Annotated in this window: 23 protein-coding genes; all 23 read right to left on the bottom strand. The window is 56.5% G+C overall.

Features of this window, described 5'->3' with window-relative positions:
• Positions 1-135 precede the first annotated feature (135 nt).
• Complete coding sequence (gene dut, locus FTE24_RS00905) at positions 136-588, bottom strand: dUTP diphosphatase (RefSeq protein ID WP_141449443.1); 453 nt, start codon at positions 586-588, stop codon at positions 136-138.
• Complete coding sequence (locus FTE24_RS00900; RefSeq protein WP_141449442.1) at positions 560-1,825, bottom strand: M16 family metallopeptidase; 1,266 nt, start codon at positions 1,823-1,825, stop codon at positions 560-562. Before FTE24_RS00900 ends, dut begins: the two co-directional genes overlap by 29 nt.
• 258 nt (positions 1,826-2,083) lie before the next feature.
• Positions 2,084-4,186 (bottom strand): polyribonucleotide nucleotidyltransferase, encoded by a 2,103-nt coding sequence (locus FTE24_RS00895; protein WP_150230810.1) that lies wholly within the window; start codon positions 4,184-4,186, stop codon positions 2,084-2,086.
• A gap of 146 nt (positions 4,187-4,332) precedes the next feature.
• Positions 4,333-4,602: a 30S ribosomal protein S15 gene (gene rpsO / locus FTE24_RS00890; protein WP_141449440.1), complete on the bottom strand. Its 270-nt coding sequence runs from the start codon at positions 4,600-4,602 to the stop codon at positions 4,333-4,335.
• Positions 4,603-4,749: 147 nt separating this feature from the next.
• Positions 4,750-5,691 carry a bifunctional riboflavin kinase/FAD synthetase gene (locus FTE24_RS00885; protein WP_150230812.1) on the bottom strand — a complete coding sequence of 314 codons (942 nt, stop codon included), beginning with the start codon at positions 5,689-5,691 and terminating at the stop codon, positions 4,750-4,752.
• A gap of 60 nt (positions 5,692-5,751) precedes the next feature.
• A complete protein-coding gene (gene truB, locus FTE24_RS00880; protein ID WP_150230814.1) occupies positions 5,752-6,666 on the bottom strand; it encodes a tRNA pseudouridine(55) synthase TruB in 915 nt (304 codons plus the stop codon).
• Positions 6,663-7,640, bottom strand: a complete 978-nt coding sequence (locus FTE24_RS00875; protein WP_150230816.1) for a DHH family phosphoesterase — start codon at positions 7,638-7,640, stop codon at positions 6,663-6,665. Before FTE24_RS00875 ends, truB begins: the two co-directional genes overlap by 4 nt.
• Positions 7,627-8,013 (bottom strand): 30S ribosome-binding factor RbfA, encoded by a 387-nt coding sequence (rbfA, locus tag FTE24_RS00870; protein ID WP_150230818.1) that lies wholly within the window; start codon positions 8,011-8,013, stop codon positions 7,627-7,629. The genes FTE24_RS00875 and rbfA overlap by 14 nt, the downstream gene beginning before the upstream one ends.
• Positions 8,014-8,031: 18 nt before the next feature.
• Complete coding sequence (infB, locus tag FTE24_RS00865; RefSeq protein ID WP_150230820.1) at positions 8,032-10,566, bottom strand: translation initiation factor IF-2; 2,535 nt, start codon at positions 10,564-10,566, stop codon at positions 8,032-8,034.
• On the bottom strand, positions 10,559-10,882 hold the full coding sequence (locus FTE24_RS00860) for a L7Ae/L30e/S12e/Gadd45 family ribosomal protein (RefSeq protein WP_141449434.1): 324 nt from the start codon (positions 10,880-10,882) through the stop codon (positions 10,559-10,561). The genes infB and FTE24_RS00860 overlap by 8 nt, the downstream gene beginning before the upstream one ends.
• A complete protein-coding gene (gene rnpM, locus FTE24_RS00855) occupies positions 10,875-11,186 on the bottom strand; it encodes an RNase P modulator RnpM (protein ID WP_141449433.1) in 312 nt (103 codons plus the stop codon). The genes FTE24_RS00860 and rnpM overlap by 8 nt, the downstream gene beginning before the upstream one ends.
• Positions 11,187-11,260: 74 nt before the next feature.
• Positions 11,261-12,358 carry a transcription termination factor NusA gene (gene nusA, locus FTE24_RS00850; protein WP_141449432.1) on the bottom strand — a complete coding sequence of 366 codons (1,098 nt, stop codon included), beginning with the start codon at positions 12,356-12,358 and terminating at the stop codon, positions 11,261-11,263.
• Positions 12,359-12,392: 34 nt separating this feature from the next.
• Positions 12,393-12,854, bottom strand: a complete 462-nt coding sequence (rimP, locus tag FTE24_RS00845) for a ribosome maturation factor RimP (RefSeq protein WP_141449431.1) — start codon at positions 12,852-12,854, stop codon at positions 12,393-12,395.
• 207 nt (positions 12,855-13,061) lie between these two features.
• Positions 13,062-17,393, bottom strand: a complete 4,332-nt coding sequence (locus FTE24_RS00840) for a PolC-type DNA polymerase III (protein ID WP_150230822.1) — start codon at positions 17,391-17,393, stop codon at positions 13,062-13,064.
• 181 nt (positions 17,394-17,574) lie between these two features.
• A complete protein-coding gene (gene proS, locus FTE24_RS00835) occupies positions 17,575-19,032 on the bottom strand; it encodes a proline--tRNA ligase (protein ID WP_150230824.1) in 1,458 nt (485 codons plus the stop codon).
• A 37-nt stretch (positions 19,033-19,069) separates the two neighbouring features.
• On the bottom strand, positions 19,070-20,356 hold the full coding sequence (rseP, locus tag FTE24_RS00830) for an RIP metalloprotease RseP (RefSeq protein WP_150230826.1): 1,287 nt from the start codon (positions 20,354-20,356) through the stop codon (positions 19,070-19,072).
• Positions 20,357-20,408: 52 nt separating this feature from the next.
• Positions 20,409-21,548 (bottom strand): 1-deoxy-D-xylulose-5-phosphate reductoisomerase, encoded by a 1,140-nt coding sequence (locus tag FTE24_RS00825; RefSeq protein ID WP_150230828.1) that lies wholly within the window; start codon positions 21,546-21,548, stop codon positions 20,409-20,411.
• A gap of 55 nt (positions 21,549-21,603) precedes the next feature.
• Positions 21,604-22,404, bottom strand: a complete 801-nt coding sequence (locus FTE24_RS00820) for a phosphatidate cytidylyltransferase (protein ID WP_150230830.1) — start codon at positions 22,402-22,404, stop codon at positions 21,604-21,606.
• An 86-nt stretch (positions 22,405-22,490) separates the two neighbouring features.
• Entirely contained in the window at positions 22,491-23,267 is a 777-nt protein-coding gene (locus tag FTE24_RS00815) for an isoprenyl transferase (protein ID WP_150230832.1), read from the bottom strand.
• An 82-nt stretch (positions 23,268-23,349) separates the two neighbouring features.
• On the bottom strand, positions 23,350-23,904 hold the full coding sequence (gene frr, locus FTE24_RS00810) for a ribosome recycling factor (protein WP_141449424.1): 555 nt from the start codon (positions 23,902-23,904) through the stop codon (positions 23,350-23,352).
• Between the two features lies 1 nt (position 23,905).
• A complete protein-coding gene (gene pyrH, locus FTE24_RS00805) occupies positions 23,906-24,634 on the bottom strand; it encodes a UMP kinase (RefSeq protein WP_141449423.1) in 729 nt (242 codons plus the stop codon).
• Positions 24,635-24,756: 122 nt separating this feature from the next.
• Positions 24,757-25,404 (bottom strand): translation elongation factor Ts, encoded by a 648-nt coding sequence (tsf, locus tag FTE24_RS00800; RefSeq protein ID WP_141449422.1) that lies wholly within the window; start codon positions 25,402-25,404, stop codon positions 24,757-24,759.
• A 143-nt stretch (positions 25,405-25,547) separates the two neighbouring features.
• Entirely contained in the window at positions 25,548-26,246 is a 699-nt protein-coding gene (gene rpsB / locus FTE24_RS00795; RefSeq protein ID WP_141449421.1) for a 30S ribosomal protein S2, read from the bottom strand.
• Between the last annotated feature and the right edge of the window lie 3 nt (positions 26,247-26,249).

The following is a 26,249-nucleotide window of genomic DNA, read 5'->3' as shown; positions in this document are numbered from 1 at the left end:
TTTGCATTGTGAATATCATAGTGGGTCTCGAAATAAAAAGCAAGACGTTCGCACGCTATGAAAACGGCCCGCAAGCCAAAAAAGCCCGCGGCTTTCTTCGCTGCGAAGAAGCCGCGGCTGCCCGCAAAACATCGTTTATTTGCCGGTGTGCCCGAATCCGCCGCTGCCGCGAACGGTGTCGGACAGCTCTTCCACTTCGGCCAGTTCCGTCTCCGGCACTTCCTGGAATACCATCTGCGCGATCCGCTCCCCGCGTGCGATCGTAAACGGCTCCTCGCCCAGATTGATCAGCAGCACCTTGATCTCCCCGCGGTAATCCGCATCGATCGTACCCGGCGTATTCAGGCATGTGATGCCGTGCTTGAACGCCAATCCGCTGCGTGGACGAATCTGCGCTTCGAGCCCGCCCGGCATCGCGATAGCGATGCCCGTCGGCACGAGCGTCCGCTGCATCGGCTCAAGCACGATCGGCGCGAGCACGGCGGCCTGCAGGTCGTAACCTGCGGCAAGTTCGGTCATTTTGCGCGGAATCGCCAGATCTTCATTCCCGGCGAACCGTTTAATTTGTATCAGATGGGACAAGTTCATCTCTCCTCAATGCGTTAATCGCCCGGTCCGAGCCGCCGACCATCGCCACGGCGAACGGTTTGGCGAACAAGTGGTCGAGCGCGAGCCGGACGTCGGCTTCGGTCACCGCTTCGACTTTGGCGATCGTCTCGTCGATCGTCTCGTGGCGGCCGAGCATCAGTTCGTTTTTGCCGAGACGGTTCATCCGGCTTCCGCTGCCTTCGAGGCCCATGATCAGGCTGCCTTTGAGCTGCTGCTTGCCTTTGCGGATCTCGTCTTCGGTCAGTCCCCGGCTTTGCACTTCATGCAGCACCTGCTGCGTCAGCTTCAGCACGTCGGCCGTCTGCTTCGGCGCGGTTCCGGCATAGATCGTAAAGTAGCCGCTGTCGGCATGCGCGCTGTGGTACGAATAGACGGAATAGGCCAAGCCGCGCTTTTCCCGGATTTCCTGGAACAGCTTCGAGCTCATGCCTCCGCCGATCGAATTGTTGAGCAGCGCCATGGCGTACTGCCGGGGATCGTCATACCCGAACCCCTGGAACGACAGACAGATATGGTTCTGTTCCGTTTTCTTCTTGCGGTACACGAGTCCGCCGTCGAAGGACGGTTCGACGATCGGAGACGGCGTTCCCTTGCGGCCGAACGAGCCGAAATGCTGTTCGAGCAGCTCTTCGAGATCATCTCCGAGATTACCGGCGATCGCCACGATCGTATTGTCGACCGTGTAGCGCTCGTGCAGAAACCGCTGCAGGTCTTCCGAAGTCATCGGAGCGAGATGCTCCTGCGTGCCGAGTATCGGCATCGCCAACGGATGGCCTTCGTAAGCCGCTTCCACGATCAGGTCGTGCACCAGATCATCGGGATCGTCCAGATACATAGAAATCTCTTCGAAAATGACGTTCTTTTCCCGCGATAATTCTTCGGGATCGAACTTCGAATTGAAAAACATGTCCGACAAAATATCCATGGCAATCGGCAGATGTTCGTCCAGCACTTTCGCGTAATAGCTCGTATATTCTTTCGACGTAAAAGCGTTGACGTTGCCGCCGATCGCATCGAATTGTTCGGCGATGGCTCTGGCGTCGTAGCGTTCCGTTCCTTTGAACAGCATGTGCTCGATAAAGTGCGAAATGCCGTTATCGGCTTGCGTTTCGTTACGCGATCCGTTTTTGACCCAGATGCCGAACGAAACCGAACGCGAACCCGGAATATGCTCGGCGACTACCCGAAGACCACTGCTTAATGTATATTTTTTCAAAGCGTTATTCCCCTCCCGTGCGCTCAGCCGATACGTATCGGTCCAGATAAGCGTGCAAACTCTATCCTAACAAACTTTCGCTCAGCACTCAACCGTACGCGTTCCGGTCCTTTTAGTCCGCTCTGGGCGGACATTGATCCGATTTAACGTCTTACGCACGCGGCCCGCGCCGCCAAACACCGCCGCGGGGTCAAACGCAAAAAAAAGAGCCAGAAGCAAGTTCTGTCTCTTTCCTGTCTTTTGCACGCGCCGAAAGTCTTACAGTTTGGCCGAAGTTTCCGTGTTCAACAGCACTTTATGCGACAGGTTGACCCGTCCTTGTGCGTCGATCTCGGTAACTTTGACCTGCAGTTTGTCGCCAAGCGCGACGACGTCCTCGACTTTGACGACGCGCTCCGCAGCCAGCTGCGAAATGTGTACAAGCCCGTCTTTGCCCGGAAGCAGTTCGACGAAAGCGCCGAATTTCTCGATCCGTCGGACGGTTCCTTCGTAAACTTCGCCGACGACCACTTCACGCACGATACCCTGAATGATATCGGAAGCGCGGTTGATCATATCTTCGTCGGTCGAGGCGATAAACACGCGTCCGTCCTGCTCGATATCGATCTTGACGCCGGTCTCTTCGATGATCTTGTTAATAATCTTGCCGCCCGCTCCGATAACGTCGCGAATTTTCTCCGGCTTGATATTGATGATCGTGATCTTCGGCGCGTATTTCGACATTTTGGTTCTCGGTTCCTGGATCGCCTGCAGCATTTGCTCAAGGATGTGCATGCGGCCTTCACGGGCCTGCGTCAGCGCTTCGGCCAAAATCTCGCGGCTGATGCCGTCGATTTTGATATCCATCTGGATTGCCGTTACGCCGTCTTTGGTTCCCGCAACTTTGAAGTCCATATCGCCGAGGTGATCTTCCATGCCCTGGATGTCGGACAAGATGGAGATATGGTCTCCGTCTTTGATCAGGCCCATTGCCACGCCGGCAACCGGCGCTTTCAGCGGCACGCCCGCGTCCATCATCGCCAGCGTGCTGGCACAGATGCTGGCCTGCGACGTGGAGCCGTTCGATTCCAGCACTTCGGACACGAGGCGGATCGTATACGGGAATTCCGTCTCGGAAGGAAGCACCTTCATCAGCGCGCGCTCGCCGAGCGCTCCGTGTCCGATTTCGCGGCGTCCCGGCGCTCTCAGCGGACGGGCTTCGCCGACGCTGAACGGAGGGAAGTTGTAATGGTGCATAAAGCGCTTCGTGTCTTCCGGCGAGACGCCGTCGAGCATTTGCGCATCGCCCAGCACGCCCAGCGTACAGATGCTCAGCGCCTGCGTTTGTCCGCGGGTAAACAGACCCGAACCGTGCACGCGCGGCAGCAGCGCCACGTCGGAACTGATCGGACGAATCTCGGCCAGGCCGCGTCCGTCCGGACGCACTTTGTCGTGCGTGATCAGGCGGCGCACTTCTTCCTTGACGATATCGTGCAAAATTTCTTTGACGTCGTCCATTTTGCCCGGCGTCTCCAGATACTGCTCGATAAAGTGGGCGACCGTCTCGTCGTTCACCGCGTCGATCGCGTCTTGACGGGCATGCTTCTCGGCGATCCGGACCGCGTCTTTGAGACGTTCGCCCGCGAAAGCGCGAACGGCCGTATTCACGTCGGCGTCTACCGCATGCAGCTTGACGGCCATTTTCGGCTTGCCGGATTTCTCCACGAGCTGTTCGATAGCGGCGACGATCTCTTTGACGGCGTCGTGGCCAAACATGATCGCTTCGAGCATGATTTCTTCCGGTACTTCGTTGCCTTCGGCTTCGACCATCATGATGGCGTCTTTGGTGCCGGCGACGACGAGGTACAATTCGCTGACTTCCTGCTGCGCAAGCGTCGGATTGACGATGAATTGACCGTCTACGCGTCCGACAGCCACGCCGCCGATCGGTCCGTCAAACGGCACGTCGGAAATACTCAGCGCCGCGGAGGTGCCGATCATGGCCGCGATTTGCGGTTCGTTGTCGTGATCGACGCTCATGACGATATTTTGAATCTGAACGTCGTTGCGGAAGCCTTCGGGGAACAGCGGGCGAATCGGACGGTCGGTCAAGCGGGAAGACAGAATCGCTTTTTCGCTCGGACGGCCTTCGCGCTTAATGAATCCGCCGGGAATTTTGCCTACCGCGTACATTCTTTCTTCATAGTTCACGGTCAGCGGGAAAAAGTCGAGGTCTTTCGGCTGCGTGGACGCCGTAACGGTACACAGAACGACCGTTTCTCCGTAATGGACCATGACCGCGGCGTTCGCCTGTTTGGCCAAACGGCCTGTTTTGAGCGTGAGGGTTCGTCCCCCCAGCTGCATTTCTACTTGCTGTTCCATCAAATTCCTCCTCGGGCATCTATCATTCGGTTATTTTATATAAAATATCGAAAATCGTCAGTACAAAAACAACCCGGCTGCTGCCGTCGGCTCCAAAAAAGACCATACGGTTCACAACCAGGCTGCTTGTGCAATGCTTTTTAATTTTAGCGACGCAGGCCGAGCTTTTCGATCAGTGCGCTATAACGTCTAACGTCGTTATTTTTCAGGTAAGCCAGCAGTCTACGACGCCGTCCGACCATCTTCAGAAGACCGCGACGCGAGTGGTGGTCTTTCTTGTGCGTACGCAGGTGATCCGTCAGGCTCAAAATGTTGGCCGTCAGGACAGCAACTTGAACTTCAGGAGATCCGGTATCGGATTCGTGAGTTCTGTGCTCCTCGATCAGTTGGTTCTTGCGTTCTTGTGTCAATGCCATCCTAATTCACCTCCTAATTTCGTTAAAAGTATCCCCGTTCGCCTCGTAACGGCCGGTGAAAGCCAGAAACCAAGCGAGGGTTAAGTCACTTGCACGCGTGCGAGCAACATAAATCAGTATAGCAAACCTTCGGTCAAATGTAAACCGTCAGCTTCTTAAAATGCTGCGCGCCTGCTCCGCGTCTTTGGCGATCTGCGCCACCAGTTCGTCGATGCCGGAAAATTTGCGTTCGGGACGGATGAAACGAATCAGTTCGATCCACACTTCCTCGCCGTAAATACTCCGATCGAAATCGAACAGATGCGTCTCGTAGGTCGGCTTGACGATGCCGTCGGTGAACGTCGGCTTGACGCCCACGTTCATGACTCCTTCCAGCACTTCGTCTCCGAGGCCGAACCGAACGGCATAGACGCCTTTGACCGGCGTGACGTAATGTCCGGAAGGCTCGACGTTGGCAGTCGGAAATCCGATCGTGCGGCCGCGTTTGTCGCCGCCGACCACTTTGCCGGCGACCCGGTACGGACGGCCCAGCCAGCGCGCGGCTTTCTCGGCATCGCCCGCTTTGAGCGCGGCCCGGATACCCGAACTGCCGACTTTTTCGCCATCAAGCAAAAACGGCTGCACCGTCTCTACCCGAATAGCGCCTCCGCTCAGCGGAGCGAGCGCTTCGGCCGTTCCCTGTCCCATATGGCCGAACCGGAAATCGAATCCCACGACCGCGGTATCGACCTGCAGAGGCATCAGCATACCGGAAACGAACTCGGCCGGCGACACTTTGGAAAATTCGGACGTGAATTCCCCGACGTACATATAGTCGATGCCCATCGAAGCCAAGATCGCTTCTTTGTCGGACAGCGGGGTCAGGTACCCTTCGTAGTCGCCTTTGCCCATCACGTCTTTGGGATGCGGATGGAACGTCAGGACGGATACCGGCAGTCCCAGATTCTGCCCGAGATCGAGCGCGCGCCGAATGACGCTGACATGCCCCAGATGCAGACCGTCGAACTGGCCGATCGCCAGCACCTGGCGCTGCACGGGGATAAGACTTTCTTGTATCGTTAAAGGATAAGTTAACGTTATCGTCTTCACTTTGCGATCACCTGCATTTTCCGCCCGTCGTCTTCCGGCCGGTCCCTTCCGCTTGAATCTCTAGGGAAGGAACACTTTGACCGGAACGACTTTCCCGGCTTCTTCATTCCATTCATAGATTCCGATGAAACGATCGTCCGGCGTATACAGTCTGAACTCGCGCTCGGCGCCTTCGGCAGAAGGCGTAACGGCCCAGGGCGCAAGCTTCTGTCCCTGCAGCGCGTTGATCAACCGGCTTTCGTTCACGACGTGCTCCGCCATATGCGAAGCGGCTTTGTCCGCGCGCAGAAGCGCTTGTTCGAAGCTGCCGTCTTCAAGCTTTTGCTCGATATCGTCGAAAGTGAGGCAGCGGTCGAGCCCGATTCCCGCCGACTGCGTACGCTGCAAGGCGGCCATGGTCGAAGGAACGCCCAGCTTGGCACCGAGATCGACGCAAAGCGTGCGGATATACGTTCCTTTGGAACACAGCACCCGAAGCGAGACTTCCGGCTGGTCTCCGGGCGCGAAACCGGTCACCTCAAGTTCGTGAATCACGACTTCCCGGGCTTTGCGCTCGACGGTCTTGCCTTCGCGCGCCAGCTCGTACAATCGTTTTCCGTCGATCTTGATCGCGGAATACATCGGAGGCGTCTGCATGATCGAACCGATAAAATCCGACAGCGCGGCGCGCACCTGGTCTTCGGTAATGCCGGTCTGGGCCATTTCCTCGATCACGGTGCCCGTCAGGTCTTCGGTATCGGTCGCGATGCCGAACTTGAGCACCGCCCGGTATTCTTTGGGCATCTCCTGCAAATACTCGACCATCCGCGTAGCGCGGCCCAGACAGAGCGGGAGCACGCCGGTCACGGACGGATCGAGCGTGCCGGTATGGCCGATCCGCTTCATTTGGAGCAGCCTGCGGCATTTGGCGACGACATCGTGGGATGTCATCCCCGCAGGTTTGTACACGGGCAATACACCGTCGAATTCATTCATAGCGATTGTTGAATCCTTTCGATCACTTTGCGGGTCACTTCCTGCAGCGACCCTTCCATGCGGCATCCGGCAGCGCGCACATGTCCGCCTCCGCCGAATTCGGCGGCAATGGCGGCCACGTCCACTTTTCCGGCGGAACGCATGCTGGCCTTGACCGCATTATCGGTGATGACTTTGAATAGAACGCCAACTTCGACGCCCTGAATATTGCGCGGATAATTGACGATCCCTTCCAGGTCTTCGTTGGACGCGCCGGTCTGAAGCATATGTTCAGGCGTCACATGTACCCAGGCCACCCGGCCGTCGCCGGACATTTCCAGCGTGCCGAGCGCGATCGTCAGCACGTCGAACTGCGGCTTGGTCAACTGTTCGAGCAGCGAATCCGCCAGATCCGGACCGTTGACGCCGAGTTCGAGCAAATGCGAAGCGATCTGCATCACCTTGGGCGAAGTGCTGGAATACCGGAAACCGCCCGTATCGGTCAAAATACCGGTATACAGCATTTCCGCGATTTCGCGGTCCCAGCCCAGTTCGAACGAAGCCAAAAGATCGTACAGGATTTCCGCCGTCGCAGCCGCATCGGCTTTGATCAGCGTGCAGGTCCCGTACCCGTCGTTCGTCGGATGATGGTCGACGTTCAGCATGTTCGCTTCCGGCTCCATCCATTCCGATACGAGGCCGACGCGTTTGAAATCCGCGCAGTCCACGCAAATCACATTTCCATATGTCCGGGTGCGTTCCATCAAACTCATATCGAGAATGTCGGCGGCTCCGGCCATGTACGTCATACGTTGGGGAATCGGCCCTTCGTTGATCAACGTGAAGGTTTTGCCCAAACGCGAGAGAAGCCAGCCCACCGCAAGGGTGGAACTGACTGCATCTCCGTCGGGCTGTACGTGCGCCACGACCAGGAAATCATCGTGCTCTTCGATAAATCGTCGCGCATCGATCAAATCCTGCTCATACGTCCGCATCGCCGTCTCCTTTTTTGTTGTTGCCTGGTTCTTCTTTTTTGATCTGACCGAGCAGAACGTCGATCTTGTTGCCATAGGCGATCGATTCATCGACATGGAAAAACAGTGCCGGCGTATGACGCAGCCGAATCCGCTTGCCGATCTCGGTCCGAAGGAAGCCTGTCGCTTTGGCGATACCCGCCAACGACTGCTGCTTCTGGTCCTCATCGCCGAAAATGCTCAGATATACGTTCGCTTCGGATAGGTCGCCCGTCACCTCTACGTCGGTGACGGTAACGAATCCGATCCGGGGATCTTTGAGTTCGCTCTGGATAAGCTGGCTGAGTTCCTTCTTGATCTCTTCCGCAACCCGGCCTACTCTAATCTTAGCCATTTGTCTTCACCCCACTTTTTAGCGCTCGACGGCTTCCATCACATAGGCTTCGATGATGTCGCCTTCTTTGATATCGTTGTAATCGAGCGTAATGCCGCACTCGTAGCCTTGAGCGACTTCTTTGGCGTCGTCTTTGTAACGCTTCAGCGAGTCGATCTTGCCTTCGTAGATGACGATGCCGCCACGGATCAGGCGAGCTTCCGCATTACGCGCAATTTTGCCCTGAATGACCATGGAGCCCGCGATTACGCCGACTTTGGTAACTTTGAACGTGCTGCGGACTTCGGCCTGGCCGATGACCGTTTCTTTGAAGATCGGATCGAGCATGCCTTTCATGGCTTGTTCGATTTCTTCGATCACGTTGTAGATGACGCGGTGCAGACGAATGTCGACTTTCTCCTGCTCGGCTGTCAGCGCGGCCTGGTTGTCCGGGCGAACGTTGAAACCGATCACGATGGCATTGGAAGCCGCCGCCAGAATAATGTCCGACTCGTTGATCGCGCCGGCGCCGCTGTGAATGATCTTGACGCGTACGCCTTCCACTTCGATCTTGCCGAGCGAGCCTTTGAGGGCTTCGACCGAACCTTGCACGTCGCCTTTGATGATGACGTTAAGGTCTTTGATCTCGCCGTCCTTGATATGCTTGAACAGATCGTCAAGCGTAACGCGGGTGTTGGCGCCCATATCCGATTCGCGCTGCGTGATCGAACGCTTGTCGGCAATGCTGCGCGCTTTGCGCTCGTCTTCGAAGACCATGAACGGATCGCCCGCCTGCGGCACTTCGGTCAGACCCGTAATTTCGACCGGAGTCGAAGGGCCGACTTCCTTCAGACGGCGGCCTTTGTCGTTCACCATCGCCCGGATACGGCCGAAGCAGTTGCCCGCCACGAAGGCGTCGCCCACTTTGAGCGTACCGTGTTGAACGAGAATCCGCGCAACCGGTCCGCGGCCTTTGTCCAGCTCGGCTTCGATGACCGTACCGCGCGCACGCTTGTCCGGATTCGCTTTGTAGTCGTTGACTTCGGCTACGAGCAGAATCATTTCAAGCAGGCCTTCCAGGCCCATTCTTTGCTTCGCGGAAACGTTGACGAAGATCGTGTCGCCGCCCCACTCTTCCGGAACGAGGCCGTACTCGGTCAGTTCCTGTTTGACGCGGTCCGGATCGGCACCCGGCTTGTCGATTTTGTTGACCGCTACGATGATCGGCAGGTTCGCCGCTTTCGCATGGTTAACCGCTTCGACCGTCTGAGGCATAACGCCGTCGTCCGCCGCTACGACGATGATCGTCATATCGGTAACCTGGGCGCCGCGCGCACGCATCGCCGTGAAGGCTTCGTGACCCGGCGTATCCAGGAACGTAATTTTTTTGTTGTTAATTTCGACCTGGTAAGCGCCGATATGCTGAGTAATGCCGCCTGCTTCGCCGCCGGTTACGTTCGTGGAACGAATAGCGTCGAGCAGCGTCGTTTTACCGTGGTCGACGTGACCCATGATCGTAACGACCGGAGGACGTTCTTTGAGTTCCGCCTCTTCGTCGGTTTCTTCAAGCGTCTCGAAACGATCGTCTTCGACCGGGATCTTGATTTCGACTTCGACACCGAAATCGCCGGCGAGCAGCTGAATCGTCTCCAGATCGAGCTCTTGGTTGATCGTGGCCATAACGCCGAGCATGATCAGCTTCTTGATGACTTCCGAAGCGTCCTTATGCAGCAATTTGGCTGTTTCGCCGACCGTCATCGTGCCGCGCACGATAATTTTCTTCGGCGTATTGTCGATTTTCTCTCTTGGCGGCTGGTTGCGATTGCCACCGCGTCCGCCTTTGCCACCTCGTCCGCCTTGACCGCCGCGGAATCCGCCACGGCTGTCGTCGGAACGACGCTGGCCCGGACGTCCGCCCTGGCCTCCGCCGCCGCTGCGATTGCCGCCGCCGGGACCGCCGGTACCGGTACGGTTACCGCCTTGGCCTCCTTGACCGCCGCCGCTGCTGCGATTACCGCCGTAGCTGCTGCTCGAAGAACTCGAAGGGGTACCGCTGCGGCCTTGCGAAGAAGTGCCGCCAGGACGGTTTTGCGAACTTGGGCTTGTACCGCTAGGGCGCTGGCCTGTCGTGCCTTGGCCGCCGCCGCTAGGACGCTGCCCTTGTCCGCTTGCTGCGGGACGGCTTGCGCCGCCGCTGCTTTGCGGACGACTTTGTCCTCCGCCTACGGAAGAAGGACGGCTGCCCTGCGGACGGTTACCGCTTTGACTTTGCGACTGACTACTGTTTGGGGTTTGTGGTTTATTATTCATACCTACCTGCTTTTCTTGTAAAGTTTTTGTTGTTTGGTCACCGTTCGATTGCGGCTTGCTGCTTGGAGATGCCGGTTTGGAGGCATTCGACTTGATCTTCTGAAAAAATTGTTCCACTTTGCCGATCGCGTCCGGTTCCATCACACTCATGTGATTGTTCACCGGCATTTCGAGTCTTTTCAAAATGGTAATGATTTCTTTACTGCTCATGTCGAGCGATTTGGCGTATTCATAGACCCGAACTTTGTTCTCTGGTTTACTCAATATACTCCACCTCCGACGTTGTCCCCAGTTTCCTGCGGATCATGTCGGCGAACCCCTGGTCCGTTAATGCAAGCACGAGTCTTTCCGGCTTGCCGATGCTGGCGCCGAGACGCTCGCGGTCGAAACCGATAAGCAGGGGAACGCCGTACGTTCCGCACTTGTCTCGAAACTTTTTTTGGGTATTGGGTGAGGCGTCGCCGGCCAAAACGATCAACTTGGCTTCGCGCGACCGGATGGCTCTAAGGACCAACTCGTCTCCGGTAACCATCTTTCCGGCGCGCATGGCCAGCCCCAGTCCCGAAAGCTCATTATTCATCGTCTGCTTCTTTCTCCTGCAATTCCCGGAATTGTTGCTCGACCCGGATAAAATCCCGGGCGAGTTGTTCGTAAATTTCGATCGGCACCGGCTGCTTGAGTGCGCGGTCGAGCGACTTGTTCTTCTGGGCGAGCCTGAAGCAGTCCGCGTCCGCGCGCAGATAAGCGCCTCTGCCTGATTTTTTGCCCGTCAAATCGATTTCGATCCGGCCTTCCGGCGTGCGGACGACCCGGATCAATTCTTTTTTGGGCAGCATTTCCTGGCTTGCCACGCATTTGCGCAGCGGAACCTTTTTCGTTTTCATGATTGGAATCCCCGCTTTCTCCTGTAACCGACAGGCGATCCGCGATTCGAAGCTTTCAGGCTCCGAATGCAGGGCTAGTCAATAGACACGGAGTCCTGCGGCATTTCGCCGTCGTACGTGCGTTCTCTGCCGAATTCTTCCTCGGCCTGCGTCTCGCTCTTGATATCGATCTTCCAGCCGGTCAGCTTCGCCGCAAGGCGGGCGTTTTGGCCTTTGATGCCGATCGCAAGCGACAATTGATAGTCGGGCACGATGACGCGGGCCATTTTCTCGGCTTCGAACACTTCGACTTCGATCACCTTGGAAGGGCTAAGGGCGTTAGCCACATATTCTTCCACGCTCTCGGAGTAATTGACGATGTCGATCTTCTCCCCGCGAAGCTCGCCTACGATGGTCTGTACGCGGATGCCTTTTGGGCCTACGCAGGAACCGACCGGATCGACTTCGGGATTGCGGGAGTAGACCGCGATTTTGGAGCGGAAGCCCGCTTCGCGCGCAACCGACTTGATTTCGACGACTCCGTCGAAAATTTCGGGCACTTCAAGTTCGAACAACCGCTTCAGCAGGCCCGGATGCGTCCGGGACAAGATGATCTGCGGCCCTTTGGTCGTATTCTCGACCTTCGTAATGTAGCCTTTGATCCGTTCGTTATGCGCGAACTTCTCTCCCGGCATCAGTTCGGTCAGCGGCAGCGCCGCTTCGATCTTGCCGAGATCGACATACAGGTTCCGGGCGTCCATGCGCTGCACGGTTCCCGTCACGATGTCTTCCGTCTTGTCGACGAATGCGTTATAGATCAAACCGCGTTCCGCTTCGCGTATGCGCTGCGTTACGACCTGCTTCGCCGTTTGGGCGGCGATGCGGCCGAAGTCGCGAGGCGTCACTTCGAGTTCCGCGATATCGTCGATTTGCAGATGCGGGTTGATTTCCCGCGCGCCTTCGAGCGAAATTTCGGTTCTATCGTCGAGCACTTCCTCCGCGACCAATTTACGCGCATATACTTTTATTACCCCGGTATTGCGATTCATATCCACACGCACGTTTTGAGCCGTATTGAAATTGCGCTTGTAACTCGAAATCAGCGCCGCTTCAATCGCTTCGAAAAGAATCTCCTTGCTGATTCCTCGATCCCGCTCCAGCTCGTTCAAAGCTTCAATGAAATCCGTACTCATTTGCCCAACGCTCCCCCTTTCAGGACTCTCTATATTAGAAAATAATAGCCAGTCTGGCGCTGGCGACCTTGTCGTAAGGCACAGCCGCCTGCTTCTTGCCGATGGCGATCACAAGTTCTCCCTCTTCGAACGAAAGCAGCTTGCCTTCGAATTCCTTCGATCCGCCGATCGGCTCGTAAGTCGTAACGAAAACGTCTTTGCCGACCGATTTCAGGACGTCTTCCGCTTTTTTGAGCGGACGTTCGGCTCCCGGCGAAGACACTTCCAGGAAGTAAGCCTCCTCGATCGGATCGTTCTCGTCCAGTTTCTGGCTCATGTACTCGCTGATCTGCCCGCAGTCGTCGATATCGATGCCTCCGTCCTTGTCTACGTAAATGCGCAAGAAATAGCTTCCGCCTTCCTTGACGTATTCCACGTCGACCAGTTCGAATCCCTGTTCGTTCAGGTACGGTTCGATCATCTCTTCTACGGTTGATTTAATCTTTGGTGTGCTCAAGCATTCACCCTCCAAGCGTTGTCAGGTTCCGTCCGCAAAGGCGGCGCAGAAGATATCAGCCCAAAAGTAAAGAGTGGGTTGCCCCACTCTCTACACAAAGATCTATCTCCTACTGGGTCTAACTCCAAAATCCTACTCCGATTATACCATAATGCCCGAGTGGTGACAAGTACGGAGGCTTTACAAACGCCTCTGCTGCGCTCTTTCTCAGAACAGCGACAGCTGGTTGCTCTCCGGCAGGCCGCGGAAACAGCCCAGCTGGTTCAGCAGTTCGATGATCGTTTTGGAAGCTTTCGATTTCTGCTGGAAGTCTTCGATCGACAGGAATTCGCCGTGGTCGCGCGCCGAAGCGACGCTTTTCGCGGCGTTTTCGCCGAGACCGGCAAGCGCCGAGAACGGGAACAGGAGGCTCGTTCCGTCCACCGTGAACTTGTTGGCATCCGAGCGGTACAGGTCGATCGTTTTGAACGTGAATCCGCGGGCCGTCATTTCGAGCGCCATTTCCAAAATCGGCAGCATCGCTTTTTCTTTCGGCAGCGCCTGGAAGCCTTTTTGCTCGATCTCGACGATTTTGCGGCCGATCGCTTCGTATCCCTGGCAGAACAATTCGATTTCGAAATCCGCCGCGCGGACCGAGAAATACGTCGCGTAATATTCGATCGGATGGTACAGCTTGAAATAAGCGGTCCGCACAGCCGAGATAACGTAGGCCGCGGCGTGGGCTTTCGGGAACATGTACTGGATTTTGAGACAGGAATCGATGTACCAGTTCGGCACTTTGCAGCGCTTCATCTCGTCGATCCATTCCTGCGGCAGACCTTTGCCTTTCCGTACGCTTTCCGTAATCTTGAACGCGAGACTCGCATCCATGCCGGCTTTGTAGATCAGGAACAGCATGATATCGTCCCGGCAGCCGATTACGGTCTTGATGTTGCACGTTCCGTTCTTGATCAGCTGGTCCGCGTTGCCGAGCCATACGCCCGTTCCGTGCGAAAGTCCCGAGATTTGCAGCAAATCCGCAAAACTCGACGGCTTGGCTTCGATCAGCATCTGGCGGACGAACTTGGTGCCCATCTCCGGCACGCCGTACGTCGCGACCGGCGTACGGATCTGCTCCGGGGTGACACCGAGCGATTCCGTCGAATTGAACATGCTCATGACTTTGGGGTCGTTCATCGGAATGCTCGTCGGATCGACGCCGGTGAGATCCTGCAGCATCCGCATCATCGTCGGATCGTCGTGGCCCAGAATATCGAGCTTGAGCAGGTTCTCGTCGAACGCGTGATAATCGAAGTGTGTCGTTTTCCATTCCGCGTTCACGTCGTCGGCCGGGAACTGCACCGGCGTGATGTCTTCGATCTCCATGTAGTCCGGCAGCACGACGATACCGCCCGGGTGCTGCCCGGTGCTGCGCTTGACGCCGGTACAGCCGGAAGCAAGCCGGTTCAGCTCCGCCGAACGCCAGCGCTTCTGATGCTGTTCCTCGTACTTTTTCGCAAACCCGAAAGCCGTCTTCTCCGCGACCGTACCGATCGTACCGGCCCGGAACACGTTGTCCGGCCCGAACATGATTTTGGTAAAGTTATGCGCCTGCGGCTGGTATTCGCCGGAGAAGTTCAAGTCGATATCGGGAACTTTGTCGCCTTTGAAGCCGAGGAACGTCTCAAACGGAATATCATGCCCTTCGCCGAGCATCGTCGAACCGCAGTCCGGGCACTCTTTGTTCGGCATGTCAAAACCGCTTCGCACGCTGCCGTCCAGGAACCATTCGCTGTGTTTGCAGTCGGAATTGCGGCACACATAATGCGGCGGCAGCGGATTGACTTCGGAGATGCCGAGGAACATGGCGACGACGGACGAGCCGACGGAGCCCCGCGAACCGACCAGATAGCCGTCCTGGTTCGATTTTTTGACCAACCGTTCGGAAATGAGATAGTTGGCGGAGAAGCCGAACTTGATGATCGGTCCGAGTTCTTTTTCCAGCCGCGCCACGATCACTTCCGGCAGTTCGTCGCCGTACATCGCTTTGGCCGTCGAATAACACGTATCGCGGATCTCCTGATCGGCGCCTTCGATGACCGGCGTATACAGTTCGGAAGGAAACAGCTTGAGTTCCTCGAACCGGTCCGCAAGCTCCGACGTGTTGGTCACGACGACTTCTTTGGCTTTTTCCGCGCCCAAAAACTTGAACTCTTCCAGCATTTCTTCCGTCGTACGCAGATGCGCGTCGGGTTTGTTCTGGTCTTTGAGCGGGCTGAAGCCGGTAATGCCGTGGATCGTAATGTCGCGGTACAGCTTGTCGCGGGGATCGAGATAGTGCGCGTTGCCTGTCGCCACGACCGGCTTGTTCAGCTTGCTGCCGATCTTGCACACTTTTTCGACCGCAAGCTTCAGTTCTTCCGCGCTGCCGACGAGCCCTTTGTCCACGAGATGCATGTACATGGTGAGCGGCTGGATCTCCAGAATGTCGTAGAACTGCGCCACTTCTTCCGCTTCTTCGACCGTTTTGTTGAGCACCGCTTCGAAAAACTCGCCTTTTTCGCAGCCGGACAAAATCAGCAGCCCTTCGCGCATTTTCTCGAGCTTCGATTTGGGCATGCACGGTACCCGTTTGAAATGCTCGGTATGCGACATGGAGATCAGGCGGTACAGATTCTTTTTGCCGACGTCGTTCAGCGCATAGATGCCGCAGTGGAACGGACGGGAGTTGGACAGGTCTTTGCCGACGAAATCGTTCAGCCGGCTCAGGTTGTTGAGGCTGCGCTCTTTGATCGCTTCGTCGATCAGTCCGTTCAGGATGCCGCCGAGCGCTATCGTATCGTCGATCGCGCGGTGATGGCTTTCGAGCGACACTTTGTATTTGGTCGCGAGCGTGTTCAACCGGTGATTTTTCATCGTCGGATGCAGCAATCGCGCAAGTTCCAGCGTATCGAGCACGGGATTCTCAAGTTCGGGCAGGTCGAAGTTTTTCAGCGTCGCCTGAATGAAGCCCATATCGAACCTCGCGTTGTGCGCTACCAGAATACCGTCACCGGCGAATTCGACAAACTCGCGGATGACGCTGTCGATATCGGGCGCGCCGCGCACCATGTCGTCCGTGATGTTCGTCAACTGCTGGATATGGTACGGAATACGCTCATGCGGATCGACGAACGTGGAATACCTCCCCGTTTCGTGCCCTTCTTTCATTTTGACCGCGGCGATCTCGATGATCTTGTTCTGCGTGATCGACAATCCGGTGGTCTCGATATCGAATACGATGTACTCGGCCGTCTTCAATTCTTCGTCACGCGGATTGAGCACGACCGCTACCGCATCGTTGACCACGTTCGCTTCGACGCCGTAGATCATTTTGATGCCGTTCTTTTTGGCCGCTTTGGCCGCGTCCGGGTAACACTGCACGCCGCCGTGGTCGGTGACCGCGATCGCTTTGTGGCCCCATTTCGCCGCGCGCTTGACGTACTCTTCGATCGAGCAGACGGCGTCCATCGTGCTCATCTTCGTATGCAGGTGGAATTCGACCCGTTTGTTCTCCGCGTTGTCCATACGAATCGGTGGCGTCTTGATCTCCATCAGGTCGGACGGGATCATGACGAGTTCCGGAATCTGCATGAACCGGTCCAATTCGACGCGGCCGCGCGCTTTGACCCACTTGCCGTTGGCCAGCAGGCTCATCACTTTGAGGTCTTCCTTGTTTTTGGCGAACATTTTCATTTGCAGCGAATCGCTGTAATCCGTCAGATAGTAAGTGAACAGCGTGCTGCCGTTGCGAAGTTCCTTGCTCTCCAGGCCGAAAATCAGACCCTGGATCGTCACTTTCTTCTCTTCGTCCTGCAGGTTCTGCAGCGGAATCGCTTCGTCGCGAATATCGTAGCCGACCTGCAGCTTGATATTCTCGTCGTTCTCGCTGCCTTCGCCCGCGCTCACTTCGGCGTCGATCTCGGCCATCATCTTCTCGATCGCGGCCATCTCGTCGCGGCGGCGCATTTCGTCGAACGCCGCTTTGGCAGCCTGCGAAGCCGCTTCGCCTTCGCCCACGTTCAGCTTCACCTGAAGCTGAAGTCCGAAATATTTGGCGTAAAAATCGGTCAGCGCGCGGTCGATGTTCCGTTTGCGGCCCAGTTCCAGCGACGTCGCGTCGGCAAACGACACGGTCGTCACGTTCCCTTCCGTTACGGCCTGCGCCCGCGCCATCCAGCCGTTGACCGAAGGAATTTCGCGCTGCGCCCATTCGATGAACAGCTTCCAGTATTCGTCGACGATCTCGCCCTGCCGATTCTCGCCCGTATATTGAAACAGGAAGCGGATTTTGGCAATATGCTTCAACCGCTCCTGTATTTGCAAACAAAAAGTCCGGTAGATCTGCGCCGGTACCAGCGTGTCTTTGACGAGCACGATTTTCCAATCTCGATTCGACCGGCTGATCTCCACCCGTTCGATATGGCCGTCGTTAAAATAAGGGTCCGCCGCGCCGGCCGGCATCTCGGCCTGCCTCATCAGCAGTTCGAGCCGCTGTCTGCGCTCTGCCGTCTCACTCATCGTCTGTCCCCCTTTGTTTCTTAAAAAGCGAAGAGCTTCCGCGGCGGGCATCCTTCTTCGCCCCGCCGCCGGAAGCTTTATCCCGAGCCAGCCTTCATCCGGTTGTCCGGCCGTACCGGCCCGGTGTGACGCTTTTCTCCCGCCTCGTTCCGATCGAACGGCGGCGGGAGCTTTCGATTAATTAATACGCTTTGGCAAATACGACCGTATGCTTGGAGGCTTCTCCGCATGCCACGCACGTATTTTTGCGTTCCTGCGGATCGAACGGAATGTTGCGGCTCGTGGCGCCTGTCTCGGCACGCACCGTGTCTTCGCAAGCTTCGCTTCCGCACCAGCCGGCGAGGAAAAATCCGCGTTTTTCTTCCATCTGCGTACGCATTTGATCGAGGTTGTCCACAGCATGGAAATGTTCGTCGCGGAATTCGAGCGCGCGCTTGAACATGCCGGTCTGCACGTCGTCAAGCAGCTGCTTGACGTCGGCGACCACGTTATCGAGCTGCACGGTCAGCTTGTCGCCGCCCAGGCGCGAAGCCAGCAGGCAGACGCCGTTCTCGATATCGCGCGGCCCGATTTCGATCCGGACCGGCACGCCGCGCATTTCGTATTCGTTGAATTTCCAACCCGGACGCACATCGGCGCGATCGTCCATGGCGACGCGGATACCGGCCGCTTTGAGTTCGGCAAACAGCGCGTCGGCGCGTTCGATGACCATATCGCGCATTTTCGGCGGACCGATCGGAATAAGGATGACCTGGGTCGGCGCCACTTTCGGAGGAAGGACCAGGCCGCGGTCGTCGCCGTGCGCCATAATCAACGAGCCGATCAGGCGGGTACTCGTTCCCCACGACGTCGTATGCGTGAATTCCAGCTCGTTGTCGCGGTTCAGGTATTGGATCTCGAACGCTTTGGCGAAGTTCGTGCCCATATAATGGGACGTACCGGCCTGCACCGCTTTGCCGTCTTTCATCATCGCTTCGATCGAGAAGGTGTCGACCGCGCCCGCGAATTTCTCGGAAGGCGTCTTCTGGCCCATGATGACCGGCAGCGCGAGGAAGTCTTCGACGAAATCGCGGTACAGTTCGAGCATGCGCATCGTTTCTTCGCGCGCGTCCTTCTCGTCTTCATGCGCGGTATGGCCTTCCTGCCACAGGAATTCGCTTGTGCGCAGGAACGGCATCGTACGCTTCTCCCAGCGCATGACGTTGGCCCATTGGTTGATCAGCACCGGCAGGTCGCGGTACGATTTGATCCATTTGGAATACATATGGCCGAACATCGTCTCCGAAGTCGGACGCACCGCCAGACGTTCTTCGAGAATATCGCCGCCGGCTTCCGTAACGAACGGCAGCTCCGGATTGAATCCTTCGATATGCTCTTTCTCTTTTTGGAAAAAACTTTCGGGAATCAGCATCGGGAAGTAGGCGTTGCGGTGTCCCGTTTCCTTGAACCGGCGGTCCATCTCCTGCTGAATATGTTCCCAAATCGCGTAGCCGTCCGGACGGAACACGATGCAGCCGCGAACCGGCGCGTAATCCATCAATTCCGCTTTTTTGATGACGTCGATGTACCAGCGCGAAAAGTCTTCGCTCTGCGGCGTGATTTCCGTAACGAACTGTTTGTCCTGTTTGTCGCTTGCCATGATATTCCCTCCGTTTATCGAACGAACCTAAGTTAAGCTATCCTCTGATGATGCGTAAAATATCGTTGTACGTGACGGCGATCATCAGCAGGAAAATGAGCCCGAAGCCGACGAAATGCACGATGCCTTCCTTGTTCGGATCGATCGGCCTTCTGCGGATCGCTTCGATCCCGAGGAAGATCAATCGGCTGCCGTCGAGCATCGGAATCGGCAGCAGGTTGAAAATGCCGAGGTTGATACTGACGAGCGCCGTCCACAAAATCATCTGGTCGATGCCCTGGCTCGCAATTTGCCCGGTCGCCTGAAGCGTGCCCACGGGACCGGCAAGCTGGTTGATGTCGAAACGTTCGAACACCAATTTGCGCAGCGCGTCCAAAATCGCCGTGCTGCCGTTTTTGAACGATTCGCCCGCAAACTGGAACGTCTCGGTAAAGGAAGCGGTGCGCTTGAGCTGGCTCAGCGCGATGCCGACCTGAAGCACTTCGCGCCCGTCTTCCGTTTTGACCATTTTCGGCGTAACCGGGATTTGCAGATTTTCGCCGCCGCGCTGCACCGACATCTCGACCGGCTGTCCGCCGGAAGCGTTGATCAGTTGGGTCACGGTGGACAGTTCGCCCTGAACGGGCTGTCCGTCGATCGATTGCACCACGTCGCCTTCTTGCAGCCCGGCGGAAGCGGCCGGCGTTCCGGCCACGACGCTCGACACTTCGACGCCCGTCGCTTTTTCGTCCGGCACGCCTGCCACCTGCACATAGATCAGGAACAGCACGAAGGCCAGCACGAAGTTCATCAGCGGTCCGGCAAAAATGGCCAACGCCCGTTTGCCGACGCTTTTGCTGCGGAATTGACGGTCTTTGGGCGCCACCTGAAGCTCTTGGCCGCGCGTGACGATATCCGCTTTGCGATCGACTTCCAGATGCTGCGTTTCGCCGTCGACGTTCAGGCGAATCTGCATCCGTTCTTCGATATCGATCCATTCGATCTCGCCGATCACGACGTTGCGGCGATTATCGAGCTGATCGAGGAAAATTTTCTTGACGACGCCGGCATCCGACAGGCGGACGGCGATCGTCTGCCCGGGCTGGATCGGATCGAGTTCGGGATCTTCCCCCGCCATTCGGGCGTAGCCGCCGAGCGGAAGCAGGCGCAGGGTGAACATCGTCTCGTCTCGTTTATAAGCAAACAGCTTGGGACCGAAGCCGATCGCAAACTCGCGTACGAGAATCCCCGCGCGCTTGGCAAAGTAGTAATGTCCCCATTCATGGACCGTAACGACGACGAAAAACATCAATACGGTCAGAACGACGATCTGAAGTGTCATCATATCTGGTCTGATCCTCCCTGTGGGTCAAGCCCCGAATATCGCGTAGATTCCGTTATTCGGAAGCGATCCGCCGTGCCCATTCGTCGGCTTCGCGAATCGTTTCCAGATCGGGGTCGGCCGACGCGACGTGCCGCGCCGAGACGTTCTCCAGGATCTCTTCGATCTGCAGGAACGAGATTTCGCGGCGCAAAAAGCGTGCGACCGCGACTTCGTTCGCGGCGTTGAATACGGTCGGTGCGGTTCCTCCCATTCTACCACACTCATAGGCCATCCTTAAACAAGGGAACCGGCCGAAATCCATCTCCCGGAAGTTCAGCCTGCCTACTTCGGCCAGCGACAATCGCTTGGTTCGAAGCGGAATGCGATCCGGGTAAGTGAGCGCGTATTGAATCGGAACCCGCATATCGGGGTTGCCGAGCTGGGCGATGAGGCTTGTATCTTCAAATTCCACGAACGAATGGATGATGCTCTCGGGATGCAGCAGCACGCCGATCTCGTCGTAGCCGAGACCGAACAGCCAGTGTGCCTCTATCACTTCGAGTCCTTTGTTGACCATCGTCGCCGAATCGATCGTGATCTTCGCGCCCATCGACCAGTTCGGATGCTTGAGCGCGTCTTCCACCGTCACGCCCGCCAGCTCTTCCCGGCTCAAATGCCGGAATGAACCGCCCGAAGCGGTCAGCGTAATGCCGAGCAGCCGCTCGCGCGGTTCTCCATTGAGACATTGGAAAATGGCGGAGTGTTCGCTGTCGACCGGCAAAATCGACACGCCTTTTTCGGCGGCGCGGCGCATCACGAGATGGCCGGCCGTTACGAGCGTTTCCTTGTTGGCAAGCGCGATCGTTTTGCCTTCGTCGATCGCCGCAAGCGTTGCCGGCAGTCCCATGCTGCCTGTCACGGCCGTGACGACGGTATCCGCATCGGTACCGGCCGCAATCTCGACCAGCCCTTCTTCGCCGAAATAGACCTTCGTGCCTGCGGGCACCTGCAATTTCAGCGCCTGCGCGGCTTCCCGCGTCGCGACCGACACTTTGGACGGCTTGAACTGCCGGATCTGTTCCAGCAGCAGCTGCGTATTGCTTCCGGCCGCCAACGCTTCGATCTCAAAACGTTCGGGATGTTCGGCTACGACCTGCAGCGTCTGGGTTCCGATCGAACCGGTAGAGCCGAGCAGCGCGATTTTTTTCGTCATGCTTAATATGCCCCTTTCCTTCTCCTTGCCGAATCGGTCTGCCGCGGCCCGCGGACTAGTAAGGAAGCAAAAGCAGGATATGTACGAACGGGAATACGGCCAGCCAACTGTCGCAGCGGTCCAATATCCCTCCGTGACCGGGAAGAATGCTGCCCGAATCCTTGATTCCGTATACGCGCTTGTAGGCGGACTGAATCAGGTCCCCCATCTGTCCGACGACCGAAGCGGCCAGGCCGATCAGCATCGCGCGCAGCGGGTCCACCATATCCGGCGCGGCCAGCGAAAATCCGAGCGCGATCAGAACGGCGATCAAAATGCCTCCGACCGCTCCTTCGATCGTCTTGTTCGGACTGATCGCGGGCCACAGCTTGTTTTTGCCGAACGCTTTGCCGGTAAAATACGCTCCGGCATCGCTGCCCCAAATGCTGAGCAGCAGCATGAACGTCCAGAACAGTCCTTGTCCGTCCGGCGTTTCGCGCGACATAGAAATATAATAAAAACCCAAGCCGACATAAGCCGCGCCTAGAAACAGCAGCGATGCCTGCCTGATATTGATTTCGTTTTTGGTAAGCACGGTTGCGCAGAGCAGCAGCAGCAGCATAAGCCAGGCCGCATGGAGAGGAGGAAGCGGAAAGTCCATGTTCCATACATGCCAGGGAAAGGTCAGGTAGGCGACGCCTACGTAGCCGATCCAGGCTTCCGACCGAAACGGCGCCCCCGTGCTCATCTTCGCAAACTCGTAGTAGCCGACAAGGGCCATCAGCATGATCAACGCCGGGTACCAGATGCCTCCGACTACGCACAATCCCAAGAACAACACGCCGGCTACCACGCCGGTTATAATTCGTTGTTTCACCGTTTCATCCTCCGTCCGGGCAACGCCGCTATTTCAAACCGCCGTACCTGTTCGCTTGGACCCAAACGGGCTCAAGCGCCCGGCGATCATTTCAAACCGCCGTAACGACGCGTACGCCGCTGGTATTCCGCTACCGCTTCCCTAAGATGTTCCCTGCTGAATTCCGGCCAATACGCGTTCGTGAACCACAGTTCGCTGTACGCGATCTGCCACAGCATGAAATTGCTGATGCGCAGTTCGCCGCTTGTGCGGATCAACAAATCGGGGTCGGGCATGTCGACGCTTTGCAGATGCGCGGAAATCATGGCCTGATCGATGTCTTCTGCTCTGATCCGTCCCGCTTCGACGCCGCGGGCGATCTCGCGAATGCCTTCGACGAGCTCTCGGCGGGCTCCGTAATTCAAAGCGAAATTGAGCACGAGTCCGGTATTGCCCTGCGTGCGGCGAATCGCTTCCCGCATCGCTTTGAGCGTATGTTCGGGCAGGTTTTCCATGTTGCCCATCATGCGTACCTGTACGTTTTTCTGGATCAATTCTTCAAGTTCAAGGGCCAGGAACTCCTGCGGCAGCCGCATCAGGAAGTCGACTTCCTCTTTGGGCCTGCTCCAATTTTCCGTGGAGAAGGCATACAACGTCAGATAGCGCACACCCATTTCGTCCGCCGCGATCGTGGCCCGTTTGACCGCTTTCATCCCGCTTTGGTGACCGACGATACGTGGCATGCCGAATTTTTTGGCCCATCTGCCGTTGCCGTCCATGATGATGGCGATATGCTGCGGTACGTTCTCTGCCGACGGCTCGGCCGGTCCGGATGCCAGCTCGCGTTCCTTCGGACCGATCCACGAGCGAAACCGATTTATCATGTCTTCTCCCCCATGCCTTCAGCTCCCGCGGATGTCCCTAAAAAAGACACAACCCCACCTGGAACGGAGGGGTCGCGGGGTCTTAAACTTCCATGATTTCTTTTTCTTTTGCAGCGATGACTCGATCGACTTCCGCGATATATTTATCCGTAAGCTTCTGGATGTCTTCCTGATGGCCACGGGATTCGTCTTCGGAGATTTCGCCTTTTTCCATCTTCTTGATATCGTCGTTGGCATCGCGGCGAATGTTGCGTACGGCCACTTTGCCTTCTTCGCCGAACTTCTTCGTCAGCTTGACGAGTTCGCCGCGGCGTTCTTCGGTCAGAGGCGGAATGCTCAGTCGAATCGCGTTGCCGTCGTTGCCCGGCGTCAGGCCGAGATCGGATTTCTGGATCGCGCGCTCGATTTCGCCCAGCGAAGACTTGTCCCACGGTTGAATCATCAAAGTCCGGGAATCCGGCGTGTTGATGTTCGCGAGTTGGCTAAGCGGAGTCGGAGCTCCGTAATATTCGACTTGAATCCGGTCCAGCAGGGCCGGTACCGCACGGCCGGCGCGCAGCGTGCTCAGGTCGCGTTGCAGCGCCTGAATCGCTTTGCCCATCCGTTCTTCCGCGTTTTTCTTCACACTTTGAGGCATCTTAATCTACACTCCCTTTGACGATCGTCCCGATTTTTTCACCGAGAACGACTCTTTTGATATTACCCTTTTCGGTAATGGCAAATACGATCAGCGGAATATTGTTGTCCATGCACAAGGAAGAAGCGGTAGAGTCCATTACGCCCAGGTTCAGGTTCAGCACTTCCATGTAGGTCAGCTGTTCGAACTTCTCCGCGGTGCTGTCGACGAACGGGTCGGCCGAATAGACGCCGTCCACTTTGTTCTTCGCCATCAAGATGACTTCCGCTTCGATCTCTGCGGCGCGCAGCGCGGCCGTTGTATCGGTCGAGAAGAACGGGTTGCCCGTACCGGCTGCAAAGATCACGACGCGGCCTTTTTCCAGATGGCGGATGGCTCTGCGGCGGATGTACGGCTCGGCGATCTGCTGCATGGCGATCGAAGTCTGAACGCGGGTCGGCACATTGATCGACTCCAGCGCGTCCTGAAGCGCCAGCGAGTTCATGACGGTTGCCAGCATCCCCATGTAATCCGCCGTCGAACGGTCGATGCCGCTCGCACTGCCGGCAATTCCCCGCCAGATGTTGCCGCCGCCGCAGACGACGGCGACTTCGACACCCAGTTCCACGACTTCCTTGATTTGTTCGGCAATATCGGCAATGGTCAATCCGTCAATTCCGTATCCGTTCTGTCCCGCAAGCGACTCGCCGCTGACTTTGAGTACCACTCGCTTAAATGCAGGCTGCATCAATTATACCCTCCGCTTTTTTCCGCTGCCTGAGTAAGGGCGGGAACCCTGGTTAAAAAAGAAGGAACACCAAGTGTTCCCCCCATACACAGAAGCTGTGATTGTTCTTTAGTTACCGGTCTGAATTACTTGACTTGAGCCATAACTTCTTCTACGAAGTTGTCGACTTTTTTCTCAAGGCCTTCGCCCAGTTCGAAACGTGCAAAACGACGGATAGAGATGTTTTCGCCGATCGTGCTCACTTTTTCGTTCAGCAGCTGCGAAATCGTTTTGTCCGGATCTTTAACGAACGATTGCTCCAGCAGGCAGTATTCTTCATAGTATTTGTTGATGCGGCCTTCAACCATTTTCTCAACGATTTTTTCCGGTTTGCCTTCGTTGAGCGCTTGGGCTTTCAGGATTTCTTTTTCTTTCTCAAGGGCTTCTGTCGGTACTTCTTCACGACGAACATAGAGCGGGTTAGCGGCAGCGATATGCATCGCGATGTCACGCGCGAAGCTCTTGAACTGGTCGGTTTTGCCGACGAAGTCCGTTTCGCAGTTGATTTCCACGAGAACGCCGATACGGCCGCCTGCGTGGATGTACGATTCAACCGTGCCTTCTGTAGCGGTACGGCCGGCTTTGTTCGCTGCTGCGGACAAGCCTTTTTCGCGGAGTACGTCTACCGCTTTATCGATATCGTTGTTGGTTTCTTCCAGCGCTTTTTTGCAATCAAGCATACCTGCGCCTGTTCTTTCACGAAGTTCTTTTACCGCGCTCGCGTTTACTGCCATTGTTGATTACCTCCAGATAAGTATTGGTTTGCGGGATTTACCCCTAAAAAAAGGGCGGTTAAGAGGCTATTCACCACCAACCGCCCTCTTTTATTAACTCTGCCTTCGTCTTGGGTCAAGCACCGGGATCGGCGCCGCCGGACTTATGCAGTTGTTTGTTCGCCTTGGTTGCCTTCGATGATAGCGTCGGCCATTTTACCTGTCAGCAGTTTAACGGCGCGGATCGCGTCGTCGTTGCCTGGGATAACGTAGTCGATTTCGTCCGGATCGCAGTTCGTGTCGACGATGCCCACGATCGGAATGTTCAGCTTGCGTGCTTCTGCAACAGCGATACGCTCTTTGCGAGGATCGATGATGAACAGCGCGCTAGGCAGTTTTTTCATGTTCTTGATGCCGCCGAGGAATTTTTCGAGGCGATCCTTCTCTTTGCGGAGCAGGATAACTTCTTTCTTAGGCAGAACTTCGAACGTGCCGTCTTCTTCCCAAGCTTCGAGCTTTTTCAGACGGTCGATCCGCTTTTGGATCGTTTGGAAGTTGGTCAGCGTGCCGCCGAGCCAACGTTGGTTGATGAAGTACATGCCGCAGCGTTCCGCTTCGTCTCTTACGGAATCCTGAGCTTGTTTTTTGGTACCTACGAACAAGAGCGTACCGCCTTCGCCAGCCAGGCTTTTCACGAAGTTGTAAGCTTCGTCAACTTTCTTGACTGTCTTTTGCAGGTCGATGATGTAGATTCCGTTTCTTTCGGTAAAAATGTAACGATCCATCTTCGGGTTCCAACGACGAGTTTGGTGACCGAAGTGTACGCCAGCTTCGAGAAGCTGTTTCATGGAGATAACTGCCATTCT

Source organism: Saccharibacillus sp. WB 17, from assembly GCF_008634075.2.
Classification (GTDB): domain Bacteria; phylum Bacillota; class Bacilli; order Paenibacillales; family Paenibacillaceae; genus Saccharibacillus; species Saccharibacillus brassicae.
This window is presented reverse-complemented; position numbering and strand designations above follow the sequence as displayed.